The sequence below is a fragment of the Nocardioides sp. YIM 152588 genome, assembly GCF_040191335.1.
Classification (GTDB): Bacteria; Actinomycetota; Actinomycetes; order Propionibacteriales; family Nocardioidaceae; genus Nocardioides.
Genome location: NZ_JBEGDJ010000072.1, coordinates 1 through 17411 on the forward strand (window position 1 = coordinate 1; position 17411 = coordinate 17411).

The following is a 17411-nucleotide window of genomic DNA, read 5'->3' on the forward strand; positions in this document are numbered from 1 at the left end:
GGCGGCGACCGAGTCGGCGCTCAGCAGCGCCTCGACCTCACTGAGGGGGCGCAGCGCCGACCGGGACAGGGACTGCTCGCGGAGCGCGGTCGCGCTGACCTTCGTGCCCGCGCCGACGAGCGCCGCCCGGGCGGCCGTCGCGAGCAGCCGGCCGAGCGGGTGCGCGAGGGCGTGGACGCCGCGCTCCTTGTGCGCCAGCACCATCGCCCGCAGCGCGCCCTCGTAGGCGCCGGTCGCGTACGGCGGCGCCAGCCCGGGCGGCGCGGGCGTGGGCCAGGCCGCGCGCGCCGCGTCCGGGAGCGCCCGCAGGCAGCCTCGGCAGAGGGGTCGCCCGGGCCGCTCGCAGGCGACGCAGGCGGAGCCGAGCACCAGCTCGGCGAGTGCGTCGACGAGCTGCGCCGGAACCCGTTCGGGCGGGCCGGGCGCTGGGGCGTCTGGGCGGGAGGTCACCCGGCCGAGTGGACCACCCGGGCGACGGGGGCGTCGAGCGTGCCGGCTCCCCTGTGGAGGCGGTGGGGAGGAGGCGGTCGGTGGTCCGGCCCTCAGCCGACGTAGGCCAGCTGCGCCACGCGCATCCCGAGCTGCACCGACTCGCGGGTGCGGACGTTGACCAGGCCGTCGGGCAGCACGGCGAACAGGGGGCTGGCGTCGGTGCCGGGCCCGGCGAGGCCCAGGACGCGGCCGCTGACGATCGTGGTCGCCGCGTCCACGCCGATCGCCGCGCCGTCGACCGGGACGAGGTCGACCTCGAAGAGGCTCCGCGGGCGGGCGGGGGTCAGGACCCCGAGCCGGGTGGGCGTGCTCCACGCGATGTCGACGACGCGCTGCCGCTCCACGGCGGGCTGCACGGTGAACGGCGCGATCACCCGGGTGACCGTCTCGCGGCGCCCGACGACGACGCGGGCCCCGACGACCTCGTCGCCGCCGGCGCGCCGCACCACCGCCAGCAGGCGGGTCCCGTCCCGGGAGACCAGCAGGCGGCGTACGCGCTCGCCGGTGATGCCCGGGACGTCGACCTCCCGGACCCGGCCGTCCTCGACGCAGCGCACCACCGCACCACCGTCCGCGCGGTCGAGCAGCCAGAGCCGCCCGGCGTAGTCCCAGGTGGGGCGCAGCAGGTCGGTGGCCCCGGCGAGCACCGTGGTCGCCTCGGCCCCCTCGGGGACGAGGCGGATGGGGGCCACGACCGCGGACCGGCCGTCGGCGGTGACGCCGGCGGCCTCCTCGGCCAGCGGCTCGACGGCGGCACTGCGCAGCCCGGCCCCGCTCGCGCCGAGCGGCCCGTCGACGGCGGACAGGTCCCCGGGGTTGCCGCGCACCACCCGCCCGGCGCGCAGGCCGTAGAGCAGGCCGGAGGTGCCGGACCCGTTGGGGTCGTACTCGCTGCCGGAGGTGACCTTGTAGAGCGACTCGCCGTTGGCCAGGCGCACCTCCTGGCCCGCGATCCGCACGCGGAACGCGGTGATCCCCGGGTCCTGGCGCAACGTCCACGCCAGCTGCGCGACCATCAGCTCGACCTGCTCGGGCGCGGGCGGCGAGCCCTGGCCGACCAGATTGACGTCGGCCACGCCGGTGTCGGAGACCGGGACGGACAGCCCGACGGTGACCTCGGCGGGCAGGAACGTGCGCACCACACCGCGGAGGTTCATCGGCGGGCCGCTGAGCAGGGCGGAGACCAGGGTGGTCGCCAGCTGGTCGCCGATCGGCAGGAAGACCGGCTCCGGCACCAGGATCCGGGCCGCGGGGTCGAAGTAGTAGAGCGCGACCTGGCGGAATCGCTGCTGGAACCAGGACGCCGGCACGATCAGCGCGTCCGGCGGTCCCGCGATCCGGAACTCGCCGTCCTCGATCGTCATCGGGAACCGCAGCTCGCGCTCGTCGGCCGGCAGCTCCCCGCGCCAGGCGCCGGAGGCGTCGAGCAGGTCGGCGTCGGTGAGCTGGACCTTGACGGTCGTACCGGACTCCTGGGGCGGCAGGAAGTCGGCGTACACGATCGTCGAGGCCTCCGGGTTCCACTCCCCCGCCGCCTCCTCGCTGAGGTACTCCTTGGCGACGGCGGTCTGGATCGGCCAGGCGGTCATCGCGTCGAGGAAGCCGTTGACGATCTGCTGGCGGGACTCGCCGGAGGTGGGCGGCCGGGCGTCGATGTCGGAGGCGCGGCGGGTCCCCTCGCTCGCGGATCCGTCGCGGGTGACCACCGCGCCACGGTCGGGGAGGCCGACGCAGCCGGAGACGACCAGCGCCGCCGCCAGTACGCCGGCGGCGAGGGCCAGGCTCCTGCGGGACCGCCCCACGGGGAGGCGCCCGGCGGTCATCGGCGCCCACCCCCGGGGCCGCCGGTGGTCACGTCGGCGGCACCGCCGGCGCCCTCGGGCTCGTCGGCATCGGGACTCGGGAGGGCGGGCCGGGCCGTCGCGGGGTCGGGCTCGGGCGTCTCGGCGGCCTCGAGGGTGGGGGCGTCGGTCGGGGCGAGCGGCAGCGGGCTGTGGCTCAGCATCGCGCCGGCGTGCCGGGGAACGGTGAGGCGGAACTGGGCACCGCCTCCGGGGCGGCCCCAGGCCTGGAGCCAGCCGCCGTGCAGGTGGGCGTCCTCGAGGGAGATGGCCAGACCGAGCCCGGTGCCGCCGCTGACCCGGGTGCGGGCCGGGTCGGAGCGCCAGAACCGGTTGAACACCATCGCGGCCTCGCCGGGCGCCAGCCCGACCCCGTAGTCGCGCACGGTGACGGCGGCGGCGTGCCCGTCGCCGGCCAGGCGCACGACGACCGGGCGGTCGGGGTCGTCGGGGTCGGCGTGGTCGATGGCGTTGTTGACCAGGTTGCGCAGGATCCGCTCGACCCGCCGGACGTCGACCTCGGCGCGGACGGCGCCGTCGGGCGCGACCACCTCGACGCGGACGCCGCGCGACTGCGCCATCGGGTGGCAGGCGTCGACGACGCGGTGGGCGAGGTCGACGAGGTTGGTGTCCTCGGTCTCCAGGACGGCGACCCGGGCGTCGAAGCGGCTGATCTCCAGCAGGTCCACGAGCAGCCCCTCGAACCGGTCCAGCTCGTCCTGGAGCAGCTCGGCGGCGCGCCCGGTCACCGGGTCGAACTCGTCGCGGGCCTCGTAGAGGACGTCGCCGGCCATCCGGACCGTGGTCAGCGGCGTGCGGAGCTCGTGGGAGACGTCGGAGACGAACCGCCGCTGCACCCAGCTCAGCTCCTCGAGCTGGCGGATCTGGCGCTGGAGGTTGGTGGCCATCTGGTTGAACGAGTAGGCGAGCCGCGCCAGGTCGTCCTCGCCGGTCACCCGCATCCGCTCCTGCAGCCGGCCGGCGGCGAGGCGCTCGGCGGTCTTGCGGGCCAGCCGGATCGGGGTGACGACCTGCCGGGTGACCAGCCAGGCGATGGCGCTCAGCAGCAGGACGAGCAGGCCCGCGGCGGTCAGCAGCGCCCGCGTGACCAGGTCCAGGGTCTCCTGCTCCTCGGCGAGCGGGAACAGGAAGTAGAGGGTGTAGGTCTGGCCGTCCGAGGGCAGCTGGACCTGGGAGCCGACGACGACGCCCGGCTCGGAGACGACCGTCCCCTCGGTGCTGGTGTGCACGATGCGCGTGAACGTCCAGGCCGTCGCGCGGTTGATCCCCTCGAAGTGGTCCTCGAGGTCGCCGGGCACGCTGGACAGGTCGAGGCCGCCGGAGGAGACCGCGCCGCCGTCGGAGAGCGACGTGCCGTCGCCCTCGGGCCCGCTCAGCACGACGTAGTAGCCGCGGCTGTCACCGCGCTCGATGATCGGGTCGATCAGGTCGCGCTGCTGGCGGCTGACGTTGACCTCGGTGCCGCTCGCGGCGGCCAGCCGGTCCTCGGCGTCGCCGATCTCGGCGTCGACCTCGCCGAGGACGACGTCGACCCGGTGGCGCACGACGCCGTCGCGGGTCTGCTGGAGCAGCAGCCAGCCGACCGCGCTGACGACGATCACCGACATCACCACGGTGCCGACGACCACCCGCGCCTGGATGGAGCGTCGCCAGATCGTCAGCGCCCGACGCACCCCCGTCGGGACGGTGGACCAGAGGGAACGACCGTCACCCGCCATCGTCGTACTGACCGCCCGCCGTCTAGCTCGCCCCGGCCTTGTAGCCGACGCCGCGGACCGTCAGCACGATCTCGGGGTGCTCGGGGTCGTGCTCCACCTTGGAGCGCAGCCGCTGCACGTGGACGTTGACCAGCCGGGTGTCGGCGGCGTGCTGGTAGCCCCAGACCTCCTCCAGCAGCACCTGGCGGGTGAAGACCTGCCAGGGGCGGCGTGCGAGGCAGAGCAGGAGGTCGAACTCGAGCGGGGTGAGCGCGATCTCGACGCCGTCGCGGCTGACCGAGTGGCCCGCGACGTCGATGGTGAGGTCCTTGAGCGTGATGCTCTCCGCGACCACGGTCTCGGTGCGCCGGACCCGGGCGCGGATCCGCGCGACCAGCTCCTTCGGCTTGAACGGCTTGACCACGTAGTCGTCGGCGCCGGACTCGAGGCCGACGACGACGTCGACGGTGTCGCCCTTGGCGGTCAGCATGACGATCGGCACGCCCGACTCGGCGCGGATCTCCTTGCAGACGTCGATGCCGTCGCGGCCGGGCAGCATGAGGTCGAGCAGCACCAGGTCGGGACGGTAGTCGCGGAACTCGCCGAGCGCCTGGTCACCGCGCGCGCAGACGCGGGAGTCGAACCCCTCCTGGCGCAGCACGATGCCGAGCATCTCGGCCAGCGGCGCGTCGTCGTCGACGACCAGCACCCGGCCCTTCGTCGGGTACGTCGGCGCACCGGCAGGCAGACTCATGCCGACCATCTTGCCATTCGGACCTGCGTGGATCCGAAGTCGCGAGGACCGCGGCCGGGCGGCGGCGCCGAGGGCGTCACCGTGGGACGTCACCGAGCGGGTGGCGGGTCGTGTGCCTGAGACATCGGAATCCCGGGTCCTGGGGCACACGACCCCAACCCCGGGCGGTGCCGGTCCGCCCGGGGAACGCCGACGGGCCGCCCGGAGGTCATCCCCCGAGCGGCCCGTCGCCGATCAGCTCAGTACCGGTAGTGGTCCGGCTTGAACGGTCCCTCGATCGGCACGCCGAGGTAGTCGGCCTGCTCCTGGGTCAGCTCGGTCAGCTCGACACCGAGGGAGTCGAGGTGGAGCCGGGCGACCTCCTCGTCGAGCTTCTTCGGCAGCACGTGCACGCCGACCTCGTACTCGGCGGAGTTCGCGTAGAGCTCGACCTGCGCCAGGACCTGGTTGGTGAACGAGTTCGACATGACGAACGACGGGTGGCCGGTCGCGTTGCCGAGGTTCAGCAGGCGGCCCTCGGAGAGGACGATGACCTTCTTGCCGTCGGGGAAGATCCACTGGTGGACCTGGGGCTTGACCTCGTCCTTGACGATGCCCGGGATCTTCGCGAGTCCGGCCATGTCGATCTCGTTGTCGAAGTGGCCGATGTTGCCGACGATCGCCTGGTGCTTCATCCGCTCGAAGTGCTCGACACGGATGATGTCGAAGTCACCGGTGGTGGTGATGAAGATGTCGGCCTTGTCGACGACCGACTCCAGGCGCTTGACCTCGTAGCCGTCCATCGCCGCCTGCAGCGCGCAGATCGGGTCGATCTCGGTGACGATCACGCGGGCGCCCTGGCCGCGCAGGGACTCCGCGCAGCCCTTGCCCACGTCGCCGTAGCCGCAGACCACGGCGACCTTGCCGCCGATCAGCACGTCGGTGGCCCGGTTGAGGCCGTCGATCAGGCTGTGCCGGCAGCCGTACTTGTTGTCGAACTTCGACTTGGTGACCGAGTCGTTGACGTTGATCGCGGGGAAGAGCAGCGAGCCCTCCTTGAAGCGCTCGTAGAGGCGGAGCACACCGGTGGTGGTCTCCTCCGAGACGCCCTTGATCCCGTTGGCGATCGTGGTCCAGCGCTGCGGGTCGTTCTCGAGCGAGCGGCCGAGGACGCGCAGCACCTCCTTGAACTCGTGGTTGTCGGTGGTGTCCGGGGACGGCACGGCGCCGGCCTTCTCGAACTCGACGCCCTTGTGCACCAGCAGGGTGATGTCGCCGCCGTCGTCGAGGAGCATGTTCGGCCCCTCGCCGTCGAAGTCGAAGACCTGCTCGGCGAGGTCCCAGTACTCCGCGAGCGTCTCGCCCTTCCACGCGAACACCGGGGTGCCCTGCGGGTTCGAGTGCGTGCCGTTCGGGCCGACGACGACCGCCGCGGCGGCGTGGTCCTGGGTGGAGAAGATGTTGCAGGAGGCCCAGCGCACCTGCGCGCCGAGCGCGACCAGCGTCTCGATCAGCACGCCGGTCTGGATGGTCATGTGCAGCGAGCCGGCGATCCGGGCGCCCTTGAGCGGCTGCGAGTCGGCGTACCGCTCGCGCATCGCCATCAGGCCGGGCATCTCGTGCTCGGCGAGGGTCAGCTCCTTGCGGCCGTACTCGGCCAGGGTCAGATCAGCGACGTTGTAGTCCATGGATGTGTCGTCCTCAAGACTCGTGAAGAGGTGTCCTGCGGCGCATCTGCGCTCCTCCGGGATCTCCCGCGCATGACCTGGCCCACCCTACAAGCGACGGCGCACGTCGGGGGAAACCCCCGGCGGGATTCAGGCGCGACCGGGCCGCCGGCCGCCGGCGAGCGCCCGCAGCCGCGACCGCAGCCCGGCGGTACGGCGGGAGGCGTCCGCGTCGTCCGCCGTCGGCGTGCCGGGCGCCTCCGAGCGCGCCCGCCCGCGCAGCTCGCCGAGCAGCTGGGCGTTGAGCCGGACCGAGGCCTCCAGCAGCTCGGCCTCGGTGACCTCGTCGGGTCGGCGCCGCGGGGGCAGCTCGGCGGGGACGCGCAGACGCGCGGGGTCGCCGAGGACGTCGTACCCGCCGGCGGCGAGCAGGTCCGCCGCGCGGTCGCCGCGCCGGCGGGCGTCCTCGACCCGGTCCTCGCCGGGCCAGAACCGCTCCGCGTCCGGGGTGACCAGCAGCCGGTCGGCGAGCACGGTGCGGATCCACCGCGCCCGCTCCTGGGCGGTCTGGAACGAGCCGAGGTGCGCGTTGACCCGGCGCAGCAGCTCCGCCTCGACCACGCCCATCGAGGCGTTCGGGAAGGCGTCGGCGACGTCGACCGCGTCCGGGTCGATGCCGATCACGGTCGCGAACCGGCGCCAGAGCTCGTCGCGGGGGTCGCCGGGACCCGGGGAGACGATCACGTGCACGCGCTCGTCCGGCAGCACCGGCCGCAGCCGCTCCAGCACTAGGCCGAGGTCGAGCGCCCGCCAGTTCCAGGTCACCCGGGGGTCGTCGGACTCCCGCCGGCTGTAGTCGGCCAGCGGCGCGGTGGCGCGGTTCTTCAGCGACTCCTGCCAGCTCGAGGTGAACAGGCCGAGCGGCTCCCGGGCCGTGATCACGACATGGACCTCGGCGGGCGCGAGGTCGGCGACCATCCGCCGGAACTGCTCGGTGGAGGCCGAGCAGAAGAACTCGTGGCTGATCAGCGCGGTGCCGGGGTGGGCGGCGGTCTCGGCGGTGACCACCTGCCAGGCCTCGGCGGCGCCGGGGCCCCGCCGGTGCACGTTGTCGTCCTCGCGGACGATCAGCGAGGAGAGCAGGTGGTCGCGGCGCTCCCGGCCCGGGACCAGCAGGCCCAGCTCACGCAGCCGGTCCCGCTGGGGCCAGAAGACCGACTGCAGGTAGGAGGTGCCGGTCTTCGGCAGACCGACGTGCACGAAGACGCGGCGCGCCACTCAGCTCACGAACCCAGCTCGTCGGCGTACCGCTCGACCAGCCGGGCCACCTCGGCCTCGTCCCGCTGGGCCGCCGGCAGCAGCAGCTCCTGGACCAGGTCGACGAGCTCGGCGACCCGGACGTTCGTGGCCCGGTAGCCGGCCACCTCCTCCTCGAGCTCCTGCACCCGCTTCTCCAGCTGCGCCAGTCCGACCATCCGCCGGAAGGTGCCTGCCACCAGGTAGCGGCCGCCGGTCAGCGGCTCGTCGCCGTGCTCGGCCTTGCCTGCCATCACCGATCAGTCCCTTCGTTCACGCCCATCGCAGCACCATCCGGTACCCGCGCGGCTTCGGATCCCACTCGCCCGCCTTCCAGGTCAGCTCGAACCACCCCGGGTCGAACGTGACGACGCGCTCCACCTCGGCACCGGCGGCGCGGGCGGCCTCCTCGATCTCGGCGGGGTCGACCCGCCACACCAGGTCCTCGGGGTCGGGCGGCTCGATGTCGGCCCCGGGGTCGGCCTCGCCGAAGAACTCCAGGTACATCCGCCCGCCGCCGCGCAGGACCATGGAGCCGAGCCGGAAGAGGCCCTCCCACGCCCGGGGCGTCGTGGCGTCGACGAAGTGCCGGGCGAGGATCGCCCGCGGTCCCTCGATCTCCCGGGCCAGCCGGGCGCCGTTGGCCAGCACCTGCCGCAGGTCGAGGAAGTTCAGGCTGGCGGCCCGCAGCGGCCAGCCGTGCTCCTCCGCGCGGCGCAGGTGGAAGCCGGCGGCGAGCAGGGAGTAGTCCAGGGCCACGGTGGGGTGGCCGTGGCCGGCCAGCCACGCCGCGTCCTGGGCGCGGCCGCAGCCGACGTCGATGACGGTGGCGCCGTCCTCCATCTCGTTGTGGAGCACCCGCGCGAGGTGGTGCGGCTTGAGGAACGGCCGCTCGCGGGCGATCCCGGCGTACCAGCGGTCCCACCCGTTGCGGTGCTGCCGGATGCCGCGGAACAGGTTGCCGAGGTACTGGCGGCCGGCGGCGTCGTCGTCGAACGAGAACGTGGGGTCGGGGGTCCGCCAGTGCGGCCCGTACATCACCTCGAGCAGCCGCTCGGGGTGGGCCGGGACCGGGAACGTCTCGCCGGCCAGCGTCGCGGTGCCGAGGGGCTCGATCCACTCGCGCCGGAACGGCTGGTGGATCTCGCCGAGGAGGGCGAGGCGGTCGCCGTCCCAGAACCCGCCGAAGATGTCCAGGCCGCGGCGGGCGCCGGAGGCGTCGGCGACGTGCACCTTGAGCCCCGCGCCGCTGTAGCGCTCGACCTCGATCCCGGCCCGGACCAGCGTCCTCTCCAGCCGGAACGACTCGCGCACCACGTCGGCCGGCGCCCGGTGGTGGCTGACGTAGCCGAGGTCGACGTCGTCGTCGTGGCCGATGAACGTGCCCTCGCGGATCGCGCCGAGCAGCGTGCCGTAGGCGAGGAACCCCTCGATGCCGGCGGTGTGCATGACGGCCAGCACGGTGTGGGCGGCCCCGAGCAGCGCCTCGCGGCCGACCGCGTCGTCCTCGAAGGAGCGGGTGAGCCGGCCCTTGGGCCCCATGACCAGCTCGTTGCCGTCGCGGTCCACCAGGGCGGCGCGCCCGGAGCCGGTGCCGAACCGCACGTCGCCCTCGGCGAGGAGGTCCCCGCCGTGGTCGCGGACGGCGACCGTGACGGTGCCACTCAGCAGCTGCTCGAAGTCCTTGGGCCAGGCCACCCACCAGCCCGTCGCGCCGTCGGCGTCACCGGCGGCGGGGTCGCCCTGGTCGCCGACGGCCTCGGGGCGGAACGACCAGACCCGGCGGCCGTCGAGCAGCAGGTCGAGGTACGCCGAGGAGTCGTCGGCCACGTGCACCCCGGCGGGGTCGATGCGGACCCTGGTCCGGTGCTCCGTCATCCGGCGCGCCACCTCACACGAGGTCCCGGAACCGCGGCGGGATGCGCAGCACGTCCGCGGTCTCCATCGCCTGCACCTGGCCGGGCCCGACGGCCTTCCAGTTGGGGCCCTTCGGCTGGACGATCCGGTCGACCTGGCGCTGGCGCGGCCGGAACTGCTGCTCCGAGGGCGTCGCGATCTGCTGGTCGACGGTCTTCATCAGGTCGACCATCACGTCGGCGGAGCGGGACCAGCTCGACGCGGCCGCCCGGTTCTCCGTCTCGTTCAGCGCGTTGCGGTGGCCGGCGCGGGCGGCGAGCAGGTCGAGGTCGGCGAACTTGAAGTGGAACATGAACAGGTCGGTGTCGATCTCGTAGGGCGCGCGCACCCCGTGCGAGGCGCGGGCCCACGGCACGGCCGCCCACTTGAGCATCGGCTTGCACATCAGCGGCATGAACTTCGCGTAGGAGCGCTGCGACAGGAGCGGCCGGTCGAAGTCGAGCGGCTTCTCGTTCGCCAGGTCCTGGACGACGTTGTAGCCGAGGACGCCGACCACGTCGCGGCCGGCGGTGGTCGCGACGAACTCGCGCAGTCCGGCGTGCCGGACCGGGTCCGCGACGACGAACTCGTCGGCGTCCGCCGAGAGCACCGCGTCGTAGGCGAAGAGGAAGGCGGAGGCCAGGTTGTTCAGGATGCCCAGCCGGGACTGCTCGAACCCGAACTTGTCCAGGTACGGCAGCCGCAGCACCGTCGCCGGCAGGTCGTCGGTCGAGCCGTCGGTGCTGTGGTCGTCGACCACGAACACGTTCTCGGCGCCGAGCTGGGCCGCGTAGTGCTCGGCCCAGCGCCGGATCATCGCGCCCTCGTCGCGGGCCATGGTGATGGCGGCGACCCGCGGGAGCGCCCCGTCCGAGCCGTCGAACGGCACCCGCTCGGGGAGCCCGAAGGCAGCCCCGTCGGGCAGCCCGGCCTCGGGGGCGGCGGGGGTGGTCGCTGCGCCCGCGGCGGGGCGTGGACGCCGGATCCTCATCGGCCGCTCCGTCGCCGCGAGCGACGCAGCTGCCGCTCGGCGTCGGCCCAGGCCTCGACCGCGCCGTCGAGCGCGAACACCGCGGCGTCCAGCACCTGCTCCGGCGGGACCTTGTCGGCGTGGACGCCCGGCACCGGCGCGGCGCGCAGCTCGTCCAGGTCACCGACGACCCGGTGCCCGGCGTCGCGCAGCTGCTTGATCTGCCGCTTCGCGGCCGAGGTCGCCCAGCCGGCCTCGAACCCCAGCCGCGGCTCCTCGGCGGCGTGGGCCGCGAGGCGGCGCTTGGCGAGCTTGTGCTTGACGAACTCGTCGTAGTGGGACGGCATCGAGCCGTGCTCGCGGTGGTAGGCCTGGTTCATCCGCAGCAGCACCAGCGCCGAGGCGAGCCCGATCCCGGGGTTGGACCGGACGTCGAGGTCGCAGCCGTCGACGTCGGCGCGCAGCGCCTCCCCGAACCGCCCCCAGAGCAGGTCCGACGGCGCCCCGGGGCGCGGCACGGTCACGATGGTGAGGTTCTCCGCGCCGAGCGCGCCCGCCCAGCGGTCGGCGATCTCGGGGGTGTCCTGGTGCTTCCAGAAGTAGCGCGCGGCGCGGTGCTCGAGCCGGCGGTGGCGGACCACGTCGACGAACTCGCGCCAGGGGGTGATGCCGCCGGTCTGCATGGACTCCAGCCACATCGCCGGGACGTTCCGGCCGAGGTCCCGCGCGGTCAGGACGGCCTCGACCGGGGTGTCGGGGAAGTCGGCCCTGATCTGCTCGATCTTGGCCAGCGAGCGCGGCGCGAGGAACTCCATCGAGACCACGGCGGTGCCGTCCCAGGCGTCGATCTCCTCGACCAGTCGGCGCCACGGGCCGTCCGGTGCGACCGGCTGCTGGTCGGGTCCGCCGGCGTCGGCGACCTCACGGACGGCCGCGACCTGGGCCGTCCAGCGGGGACCGGGGAAGAGCAGCCCGCGCTCGGCGAGGAGCTCCTTGTTCCGCCCGAGCACGTTCTGCACGTAGCTGGTCCCCGACTTCATCGATCCCAGATGCAGGACCACGCGGCTGGCCACTCACTCTCCTCACGCCCGGACATGCCCCACGGCACCACGAGGCACCGGTCAGGGTACCCGCACGAACGCCCGCGCCAGCCAGTGGTCGGTGGTGAGCCGGACCATGGGTGACTTGTCGAACGCGAAGCCGCTCCACTCCCCCGTCTCCGAGCCGAACAGCCAGTCCACGCGCATCTGCCTCGGGGGGACGCAGGTGCCGTCGCGCTTCAACCGCCCGCCGCTGGCCGCGTCCAGGCCGGTGCGCCGCAGCACCTTGCAGAAGGCGGTGCGCTTCTCGTTGAAGTCGCCGAGGTAGAAGACCGGCAGGCCGGTCGCCTCGAGCTCCTCGATGACGGCCAGCTGGTCCTTCATCGCCTGGTTGCGCTGCCGCTGCATGTCCCAGCCGGCGTTGTGGATCGCCATCACCCAGAACTTCCGGCCGGTGGCGTTGTCCTGCAGCTTCACGTAGGGCCGCGGCAGCTTCTTCTTGATGAACATCGTGCGGATGACCTTGGTCTTCAGCGCCGTGAACCGGGTGGCGTCCCAGAACAGGGTGGACTCGGTGCTCAGCTTGCTGGTCGCCGGGTCGGGGAAGGCGCGCAGCCGCCCGTCACCCGCCCTGAGGATCATCCCGACCTGGCTGCCCGAGGCCTCCTGGACGGCGATCACGTTCAGCCCCTGGTTGGCGATCGCGCGCACCATCCACTCCGCGCGCAGCCGGCTGGGGCCGAAGCGGTCCGCGTCCCGGTAGGGCCCGGAGTGGTGCTCGCCGAGGGCGTTGAAGGTCGCGATCCGGAGCTCGAGCGGGTCGCCGCGCCGCGCCCCGGTCGTCGACGGCTCGACGGCCCTGGTGGTGGTGCGCGCGAGCTGCTCCTTCTCGTTCGAGCCCCAGCAGACGACCTCGACCCCGAGGCCGCAGGTGTGCAGCCAGCCGGAGGTGATCGCGGTGTAGGTCCCCGACCGGGCGCGCGGACGGACCCGGTAGTCGGCGCTGCCGCCGGTCTGGCCGTAGCGGTTGTCGCCCCAGCACGACGCCCGGCCCGACGCCCGGAGCAGGCAGGCGCCGCCCTCGTACGCGCTGACGCTGCGTACGTCGGTCGCGCCGCCGAGCACCGCGACCGGCTCGTTCCTCGCGACCGTCGACCCGTCCCCGACGCCACCGAGGTCGTTGCGGCCCCAGCACCAGGCGGTCCCGCCGCTGCGGACGCCGCAGCCGTGGGTCCAGCTCAGGTCCACCTGGCGCCAGTTCCACCTGGCGCGGCCGACCAGGGCGGGGCGGTGGCGGTCGGCCCAGGTGCCGGCGCCGGCCTGGCCGAGCATGTTGCGGCCCCAGCACCACAGGGACTTGTCCGAGCGGATGCCGCAGGTCGTCCAACCGTCGACGGTGACCGAGCGCCACGTGCCCTTGACGCGGGCGATGCTGAGCGTCTGGCGGGTGTGGCCGCGGCCGAGCTCGCCATAGGCGTTGTCGCCCCAGCAGCGCAGCCGGCCCTCGCCGCGGATCCCGCAGGTGTGGTACCAGCCGGCGCTGACGCTGCTCCAGCCCGTTCCCGGGACCGCCTTCGGCTTCAGCGACACCTTCGTGGTGCCGTCGCCGAGCTGACCGCGGTTGTTCAGGCCCCAGCAGAACAGCCGGCCCTTCTTGCCGCGGATGGCGCAGGTGGTGGCACCGCCGGCCGCGACGGACGTCCAGGTGCTGAGGGTGCCGACGCGGGCCGGCGTGGAGACGACGTTGCCGCGGGTACCGGTGCCGACCTGGCCCCAGGTGTTGCGGCCCCAGCAGTACAGGCCGCCGCGCTTGATCCCGCAGGTGTGCTCGCCGCCGCCGGAGATCTGCTGGTAGCCGGTCAGCGCGCGCGGGTCGGCGGCGGAGGCCAGCGAGGCGACCGGGGCCAAGGAGCGCGCGGCGCCGGCGGTCGACGGCGACGGCGAGACGGCGACGAGCACGCCGACCGAGGTGATCAGCGCGACGCCCAGCAGCGCCAGGGATCGGATCGTGGGGCGTCGGCGCACGGGGGGCCGCGGGGACGCGGGACGGACGGGCAGCACGGCAGCTCCCAACGTGTCGGGGAAGTCGTTGGAATCAGCGATATTAGGTACGACAACACCGCGCAGAGCGGATTTGGCTCTGCGCGGTGCGTCGTTCGGGACCTAGTCCCGCATGCCGGGGACCGGGTGGTCGGTCCCGGTCAGTTCCCGGCGAGGTCCTCGGCCGTGATGCCCTCCAGCTCGAGCTCGAGGCCGGCGTACGGGTCCTTCAGGCCCTGGCTGCGGAAGTACGAGCGGGTCGTCGTCTCCAGCCCGGTGTCGGTGCCGCCCTCGTCCGTGGTGCTGGCCGCCTTCGGGGCGTTCTGGTACAGCTTCGTGATCCACTTGCCGTACTGCTTCTCCAGCGGCTGGCTGCGGATCACCATGCCCTGCTCGTCGGAGACCTTGCCCATGGTCGACCAGTTGGCGCTGCCGTTGAAGACGACCCGGGCGCCCCGGTTCGAGCCCATGTGACCGGAGATGGCCATGGCCTTCATGTGCAGGTAGTCGTCGTACGAGCCGTCGCCGCCGGCGGGCTTGGTGTCGTAGGCCAGGTGCCGCACCGGGACGTTGCCGAGCGCCTTGAGGACGTTCAGCGAGGACAGGGTGTAGACCATCCGGATGTTGCAGCCCTTGTTGTGCAGCTCGTTGAGCTTGCTCGCGATCCGCTGACCGCGCTCCTCCTGGATCACCGCGGAGGCGACCCGGATCGAGGTCCGCCCGTTGATGCCGGCGCCCCGCGCGCCCTTGCACTTGACCTGGTTCAGCAGCTTGAGCACCAGGTCGGGCTTCTTGCCGGTCGGGGCGAACCAGGCCAGCGTGTTGCCCGAGCGCACCTGGAAGGGCTTGACCTTCCGGTCCTTGCGGGACTGCTCGAAGACCTTGGCGTAGGCGTCGAAGATCTTCTTGTCCTTCACCGTGTACCAGTCGTTCCACTGGTTGACCGCCGCCGAGGAGGTCAGGTTCGCCGAGCCCTGCATCACGATGTTGTGCGAGCGGCCCGACTGGCTGACGGTGATCCACTTGGAGTGCATCGAGCCGCCCTTGCCCCGGCAGGAGTGGCTGCACGTGCCGGTCCAGCTGCGCCGGGCCTGCGGCCGCTTCTTGTTGCCCTTCTTCAGGGCGTTGGTGAGCTGGTTGAAGCCGGCGTTGCGGAGCGAGCGCGCCATGATGAAGCGCACCGCGACGCCGCGCTTGTGCGCACGGATCAGCGCGTTGCGGATGCTCGTGTCCTGGAAGTTCCAGCTCATGCTCCGGATCACCGCACCCTTCTGGGCGTGGTTGATCACTCGGATCATCTTCGCGTGGATCACCCGCTGGTCGTTGAAGGGGTGGTTGAAGAGCACTCCCTCCTTGACCCGGAACCGCTTCGGCCGCTCGGTGTCGTCCGCGGCGGCCTCGTCGGCCAGGTCGGTCGTGTCCTGCGCGAGCACCAGGGCGCGCGCCGTGCCCCCGGACGGCGTCGCGGCCGACGCCGTGGGCGCCAGGGCCAGCAGCACAACGCCCGCGACCGCGGCGCTGACGTACCTCTTCATCACTTGTCCAACCTTCAGCTCAAACGCGCGCACCGAGAGCGGCAACGGTGCCGCGGGGAACCGGTGCAAGCGCGTGGGGATCGATCACGCGAGGCAGGCCCTCTTGGCCTGCTGGTAGTCCTTGTCGTTGTCGAGCCCGTCGGGCCGCGGGTTCACCGGGCCGCCCTCCACGCCGTAGTAGGCGTTGTCGAAGGTCACCAGGACCTGGCCCGAGGAGCACTTCTGCCGGTCCGCCCGCACGTCCCCGGACTCCTCGTCGAAGCAGCCCTTGTACGGCGACGGCACGCTGCCGCCCTCCTGCCAGATCTCGGCACAGGAGGGCCAGCCCTCCGCGGAGGTCGCACTGGGCGAGGAGTCGGCGCTCCCCGCTGGTTCGGTGGCGCTGTTCTCGCCGCAGGCGGCGAGGAGGAGCACGGCGACAGCGGCGCCGAGGACGCGGGATGTCGATCGCAGCGAAACCACCATGCACGCATCGTAGGCCACGGGGGCACAGATGCGGACGCCGCCGCCACGTCGTTCAGGTGAGATCGCGATAGTGGGTCAGGAGGTTCGCCAGGATGTTGACCGCGTCCTGGATCTCGTCCAGGTGGGCGGGGTCGAGCACCCGCAGCAGCCGCTTGATCTCGGTGCTCGAGACGCCCTGGGTGCGCGGCAGGTAGACGACCTCGCACAGCGGCTCGAGATGGTCGAACTTGCCGCGCCAGTCGTCGCCGATCGCGAAGACCGACACTCCGTGCTTCCGCACGTCGGCCTCCTTCTGCTCCCACGACTCCTCCGGGACGACCAGGTCGACGCCCTTGATCGCGCTCACGATCGCCGCCCGGTCCTCGTAGGAGACCACCGACTTCTTGCCCTTCTGGGCGTTGAACTCGTCGGTGGAGACGCCGACCACCAGACGGTCGCCCATCTGGCTCAGCCGCTCGATGAGCCGGAGGTGGCCGATGTGGAACAGGTCGAAGGTGCCGTAGGTCAGGACGGTCCTGCCGCCCGCACGCTCCTCGGTCGTGTCCACCACGCCAACCTCCGTCCTGCGTCGTGCGGCCCCGCGCCGGCACGATTCCGGCGCACAATAGCCCGCTCGGGGTCAGGAAGCCGTAACGCCGGAGTCGTGCCCCGTTCCACCGGCGTCCTCGTGGCGCGAGCGCCGCGGGACGAGGTGCAGCACGGCGACGATCACCGCGCCGACGAGCAGGCCGACCACCGCGGACAGCGCGCTGTTGGTCAGCCACGCCAGCAGCGGACCGAGGACGGGTACGTCGACGGCGTGGCGCACCTCCTCCTCCAGGTGGTGCACCCACTCGTACGGCGCGGTCCACCAGCCGGTCTCGGCGAGGTTGACCAGCAGGATGTGGCCGCCGACCCAGAGCATCGCGATCGTGCCGACCACCGTGATCGTGGACAGCACCCGCGGCATCGCCGCCACCAGGCCGTGGCCGACGCGCTGCGCGGCGCGGGAGCTGCGCTGGGCCAGGCTGACGCCGGCGTCGTCCATCTTCACGATCAGGCCGACCACGCCGTAGACGCCGATCGTGATCACGAACGCGACCACCACCAGGATGGCGAGCTGGGACCAGAACCCCTCGTCGGCCACCTCGTTCAGCGCGATCACCATGATCTCGGCCGAGAGGATGAGGTCGGTGCGCACGGCGCCCGCCACCAGGGCCTTCTCCGCCTCGGGGCCGCGCTCGGCCGCCGGCGCGTCGTGGTGACCGTGCCCCGAGAGCCTCCCCCAGACCTTCTCCGCGCCCTCGAACGCGAGGTATGTGCCGCCGACCATGAGGATGATCGGCAGCGCCCCGGGCAGGAACTGGTTGAGCAGCAGGGCGGCCGGGAGGATGATCAGCAGCTTGTTGCGGATCGACCCGACCGCGATCTGCTTGACGATCGGGAGCTCGCGCTCGGCGGCCAGCCCGTGCACGTACTGCGGCGTCACCGCGGTGTCGTCGACCACCACGCCGGCCGCCTTGGCCGTCGCCCGTCCGGCGGCGGCGCCGACGTCGTCGACGGACGCGGCCGCCAGCTTGGCGATCGCCGCGACGTCGTCCAGCAGCCCGAAGAGACCCGCACTCATGCGCGCAGGTCGTGGGCGGGGGCGTGGGAGAGCACGGCCTCGGCGTCGGCACCGTCGGCGTCCGTCGCGGCGGTGCCGCGCAGCCGGTCGATCCGGTCGCCGAGCCCGCGCA

At 72.9% G+C, this 17411-nt stretch carries 14 protein-coding genes and 1 pseudogene; all 15 read right to left on the bottom strand.

Features of this window, described 5'->3' with window-relative positions; genetic code table 11:
* A pseudogene (locus ABLM29_RS20685) lies at positions 1-450 on the bottom strand (hypothetical protein); the annotation flags it as partial.
* 92 nt (positions 451-542) lie between these two features.
* Complete coding sequence (locus ABLM29_RS20690; RefSeq protein ID WP_349716474.1) at positions 543-2315, bottom strand: LpqB family beta-propeller domain-containing protein; 1773 nt, start codon at positions 2313-2315, stop codon at positions 543-545.
* Complete coding sequence (mtrB, locus tag ABLM29_RS20695) at positions 2312-4027, bottom strand: MtrAB system histidine kinase MtrB (RefSeq protein ID WP_349716475.1); 1716 nt, start codon at positions 4025-4027, stop codon at positions 2312-2314. The genes ABLM29_RS20690 and mtrB overlap by 4 nt, the downstream gene beginning before the upstream one ends.
* 67 nt (positions 4028-4094) lie before the next feature.
* Positions 4095-4814: an MtrAB system response regulator MtrA gene (mtrA, locus tag ABLM29_RS20700; protein ID WP_502889288.1), complete on the bottom strand. Its 720-nt coding sequence runs from the start codon at positions 4812-4814 to the stop codon at positions 4095-4097.
* Positions 4815-5044: 230 nt separating this feature from the next.
* Positions 5045-6472, bottom strand: coding sequence for an adenosylhomocysteinase (ahcY, locus tag ABLM29_RS20705; RefSeq protein WP_349716478.1), 1428 nt, complete (start codon positions 6470-6472; stop codon positions 5045-5047).
* Positions 6473-6601: 129 nt separating this feature from the next.
* A complete protein-coding gene (locus tag ABLM29_RS20710) occupies positions 6602-7729 on the bottom strand; it encodes a hypothetical protein (protein WP_349716479.1) in 1128 nt (375 codons plus the stop codon).
* Between the two features lie 5 nt (positions 7730-7734).
* A complete protein-coding gene (locus ABLM29_RS20715; RefSeq protein ID WP_349716480.1) occupies positions 7735-8001 on the bottom strand; it encodes a DUF6752 domain-containing protein in 267 nt (88 codons plus the stop codon).
* Positions 8002-8020: 19 nt separating this feature from the next.
* A complete protein-coding gene (locus tag ABLM29_RS20720; RefSeq protein WP_349716481.1) occupies positions 8021-9625 on the bottom strand; it encodes a LicD family protein in 1605 nt (534 codons plus the stop codon).
* 13 nt (positions 9626-9638) lie between these two features.
* Positions 9639-10634: a glycosyltransferase family 2 protein gene (locus ABLM29_RS20725; protein WP_349716482.1), complete on the bottom strand. Its 996-nt coding sequence runs from the start codon at positions 10632-10634 to the stop codon at positions 9639-9641.
* Positions 10631-11686, bottom strand: a complete 1056-nt coding sequence (locus ABLM29_RS20730; protein WP_349716483.1) for a hypothetical protein — start codon at positions 11684-11686, stop codon at positions 10631-10633. The genes ABLM29_RS20725 and ABLM29_RS20730 overlap by 4 nt, the downstream gene beginning before the upstream one ends.
* Before the next feature lie 48 nt (positions 11687-11734).
* A complete protein-coding gene (locus ABLM29_RS20735; RefSeq protein WP_349716484.1) occupies positions 11735-13678 on the bottom strand; it encodes an RCC1 domain-containing protein in 1944 nt (647 codons plus the stop codon).
* 176 nt (positions 13679-13854) lie between these two features.
* Entirely contained in the window at positions 13855-15228 is a 1374-nt protein-coding gene (locus tag ABLM29_RS20740) for a phospholipase D-like domain-containing protein (RefSeq protein ID WP_349716485.1), read from the bottom strand.
* 84 nt (positions 15229-15312) lie between these two features.
* Positions 15313-15693 (bottom strand): hypothetical protein, encoded by a 381-nt coding sequence (locus tag ABLM29_RS20745; RefSeq protein ID WP_349716486.1) that lies wholly within the window; start codon positions 15691-15693, stop codon positions 15313-15315.
* 52 nt (positions 15694-15745) lie between these two features.
* On the bottom strand, positions 15746-16240 hold the full coding sequence (locus ABLM29_RS20750) for an adenylyltransferase/cytidyltransferase family protein (protein WP_349716488.1): 495 nt from the start codon (positions 16238-16240) through the stop codon (positions 15746-15748).
* 72 nt (positions 16241-16312) lie between these two features.
* Entirely contained in the window at positions 16313-17299 is a 987-nt protein-coding gene (locus ABLM29_RS20755) for a DUF808 domain-containing protein (protein ID WP_349716489.1), read from the bottom strand.
* Positions 17300-17411: the final 112 nt, after the last annotated feature.

Coding starts and splice junctions, on each gene's coding strand:
- mtrA (WP_502889288.1), bottom strand. CDS start 4,814: ATGGTCGGCATGAGTCTGCCTGCCGGTGCGCCGACGTACCCGACGAAG.
- ABLM29_RS20690 (WP_349716474.1), bottom strand. CDS start 2,315: ATGACCGCCGGGCGCCTCCCCGTGGGGCGGTCCCGCAGGAGCCTGGCC.
- ABLM29_RS20720 (WP_349716481.1), bottom strand. CDS start 9,625: ATGACGGAGCACCGGACCAGGGTCCGCATCGACCCCGCCGGGGTGCAC.
- ahcY (WP_349716478.1), bottom strand. CDS start 6,472: ATGGACTACAACGTCGCTGATCTGACCCTGGCCGAGTACGGCCGCAAG.
- ABLM29_RS20715 (WP_349716480.1), bottom strand. CDS start 8,001: ATGGCAGGCAAGGCCGAGCACGGCGACGAGCCGCTGACCGGCGGCCGC.
- ABLM29_RS20740 (WP_349716485.1), bottom strand. CDS start 15,228: ATGAAGAGGTACGTCAGCGCCGCGGTCGCGGGCGTTGTGCTGCTGGCC.
- ABLM29_RS20725 (WP_349716482.1), bottom strand. CDS start 10,634: ATGAGGATCCGGCGTCCACGCCCCGCCGCGGGCGCAGCGACCACCCCC.
- ABLM29_RS20745 (WP_349716486.1), bottom strand. CDS start 15,693: ATGGTGGTTTCGCTGCGATCGACATCCCGCGTCCTCGGCGCCGCTGTC.
- ABLM29_RS20755 (WP_349716489.1), bottom strand. CDS start 17,299: ATGAGTGCGGGTCTCTTCGGGCTGCTGGACGACGTCGCGGCGATCGCC.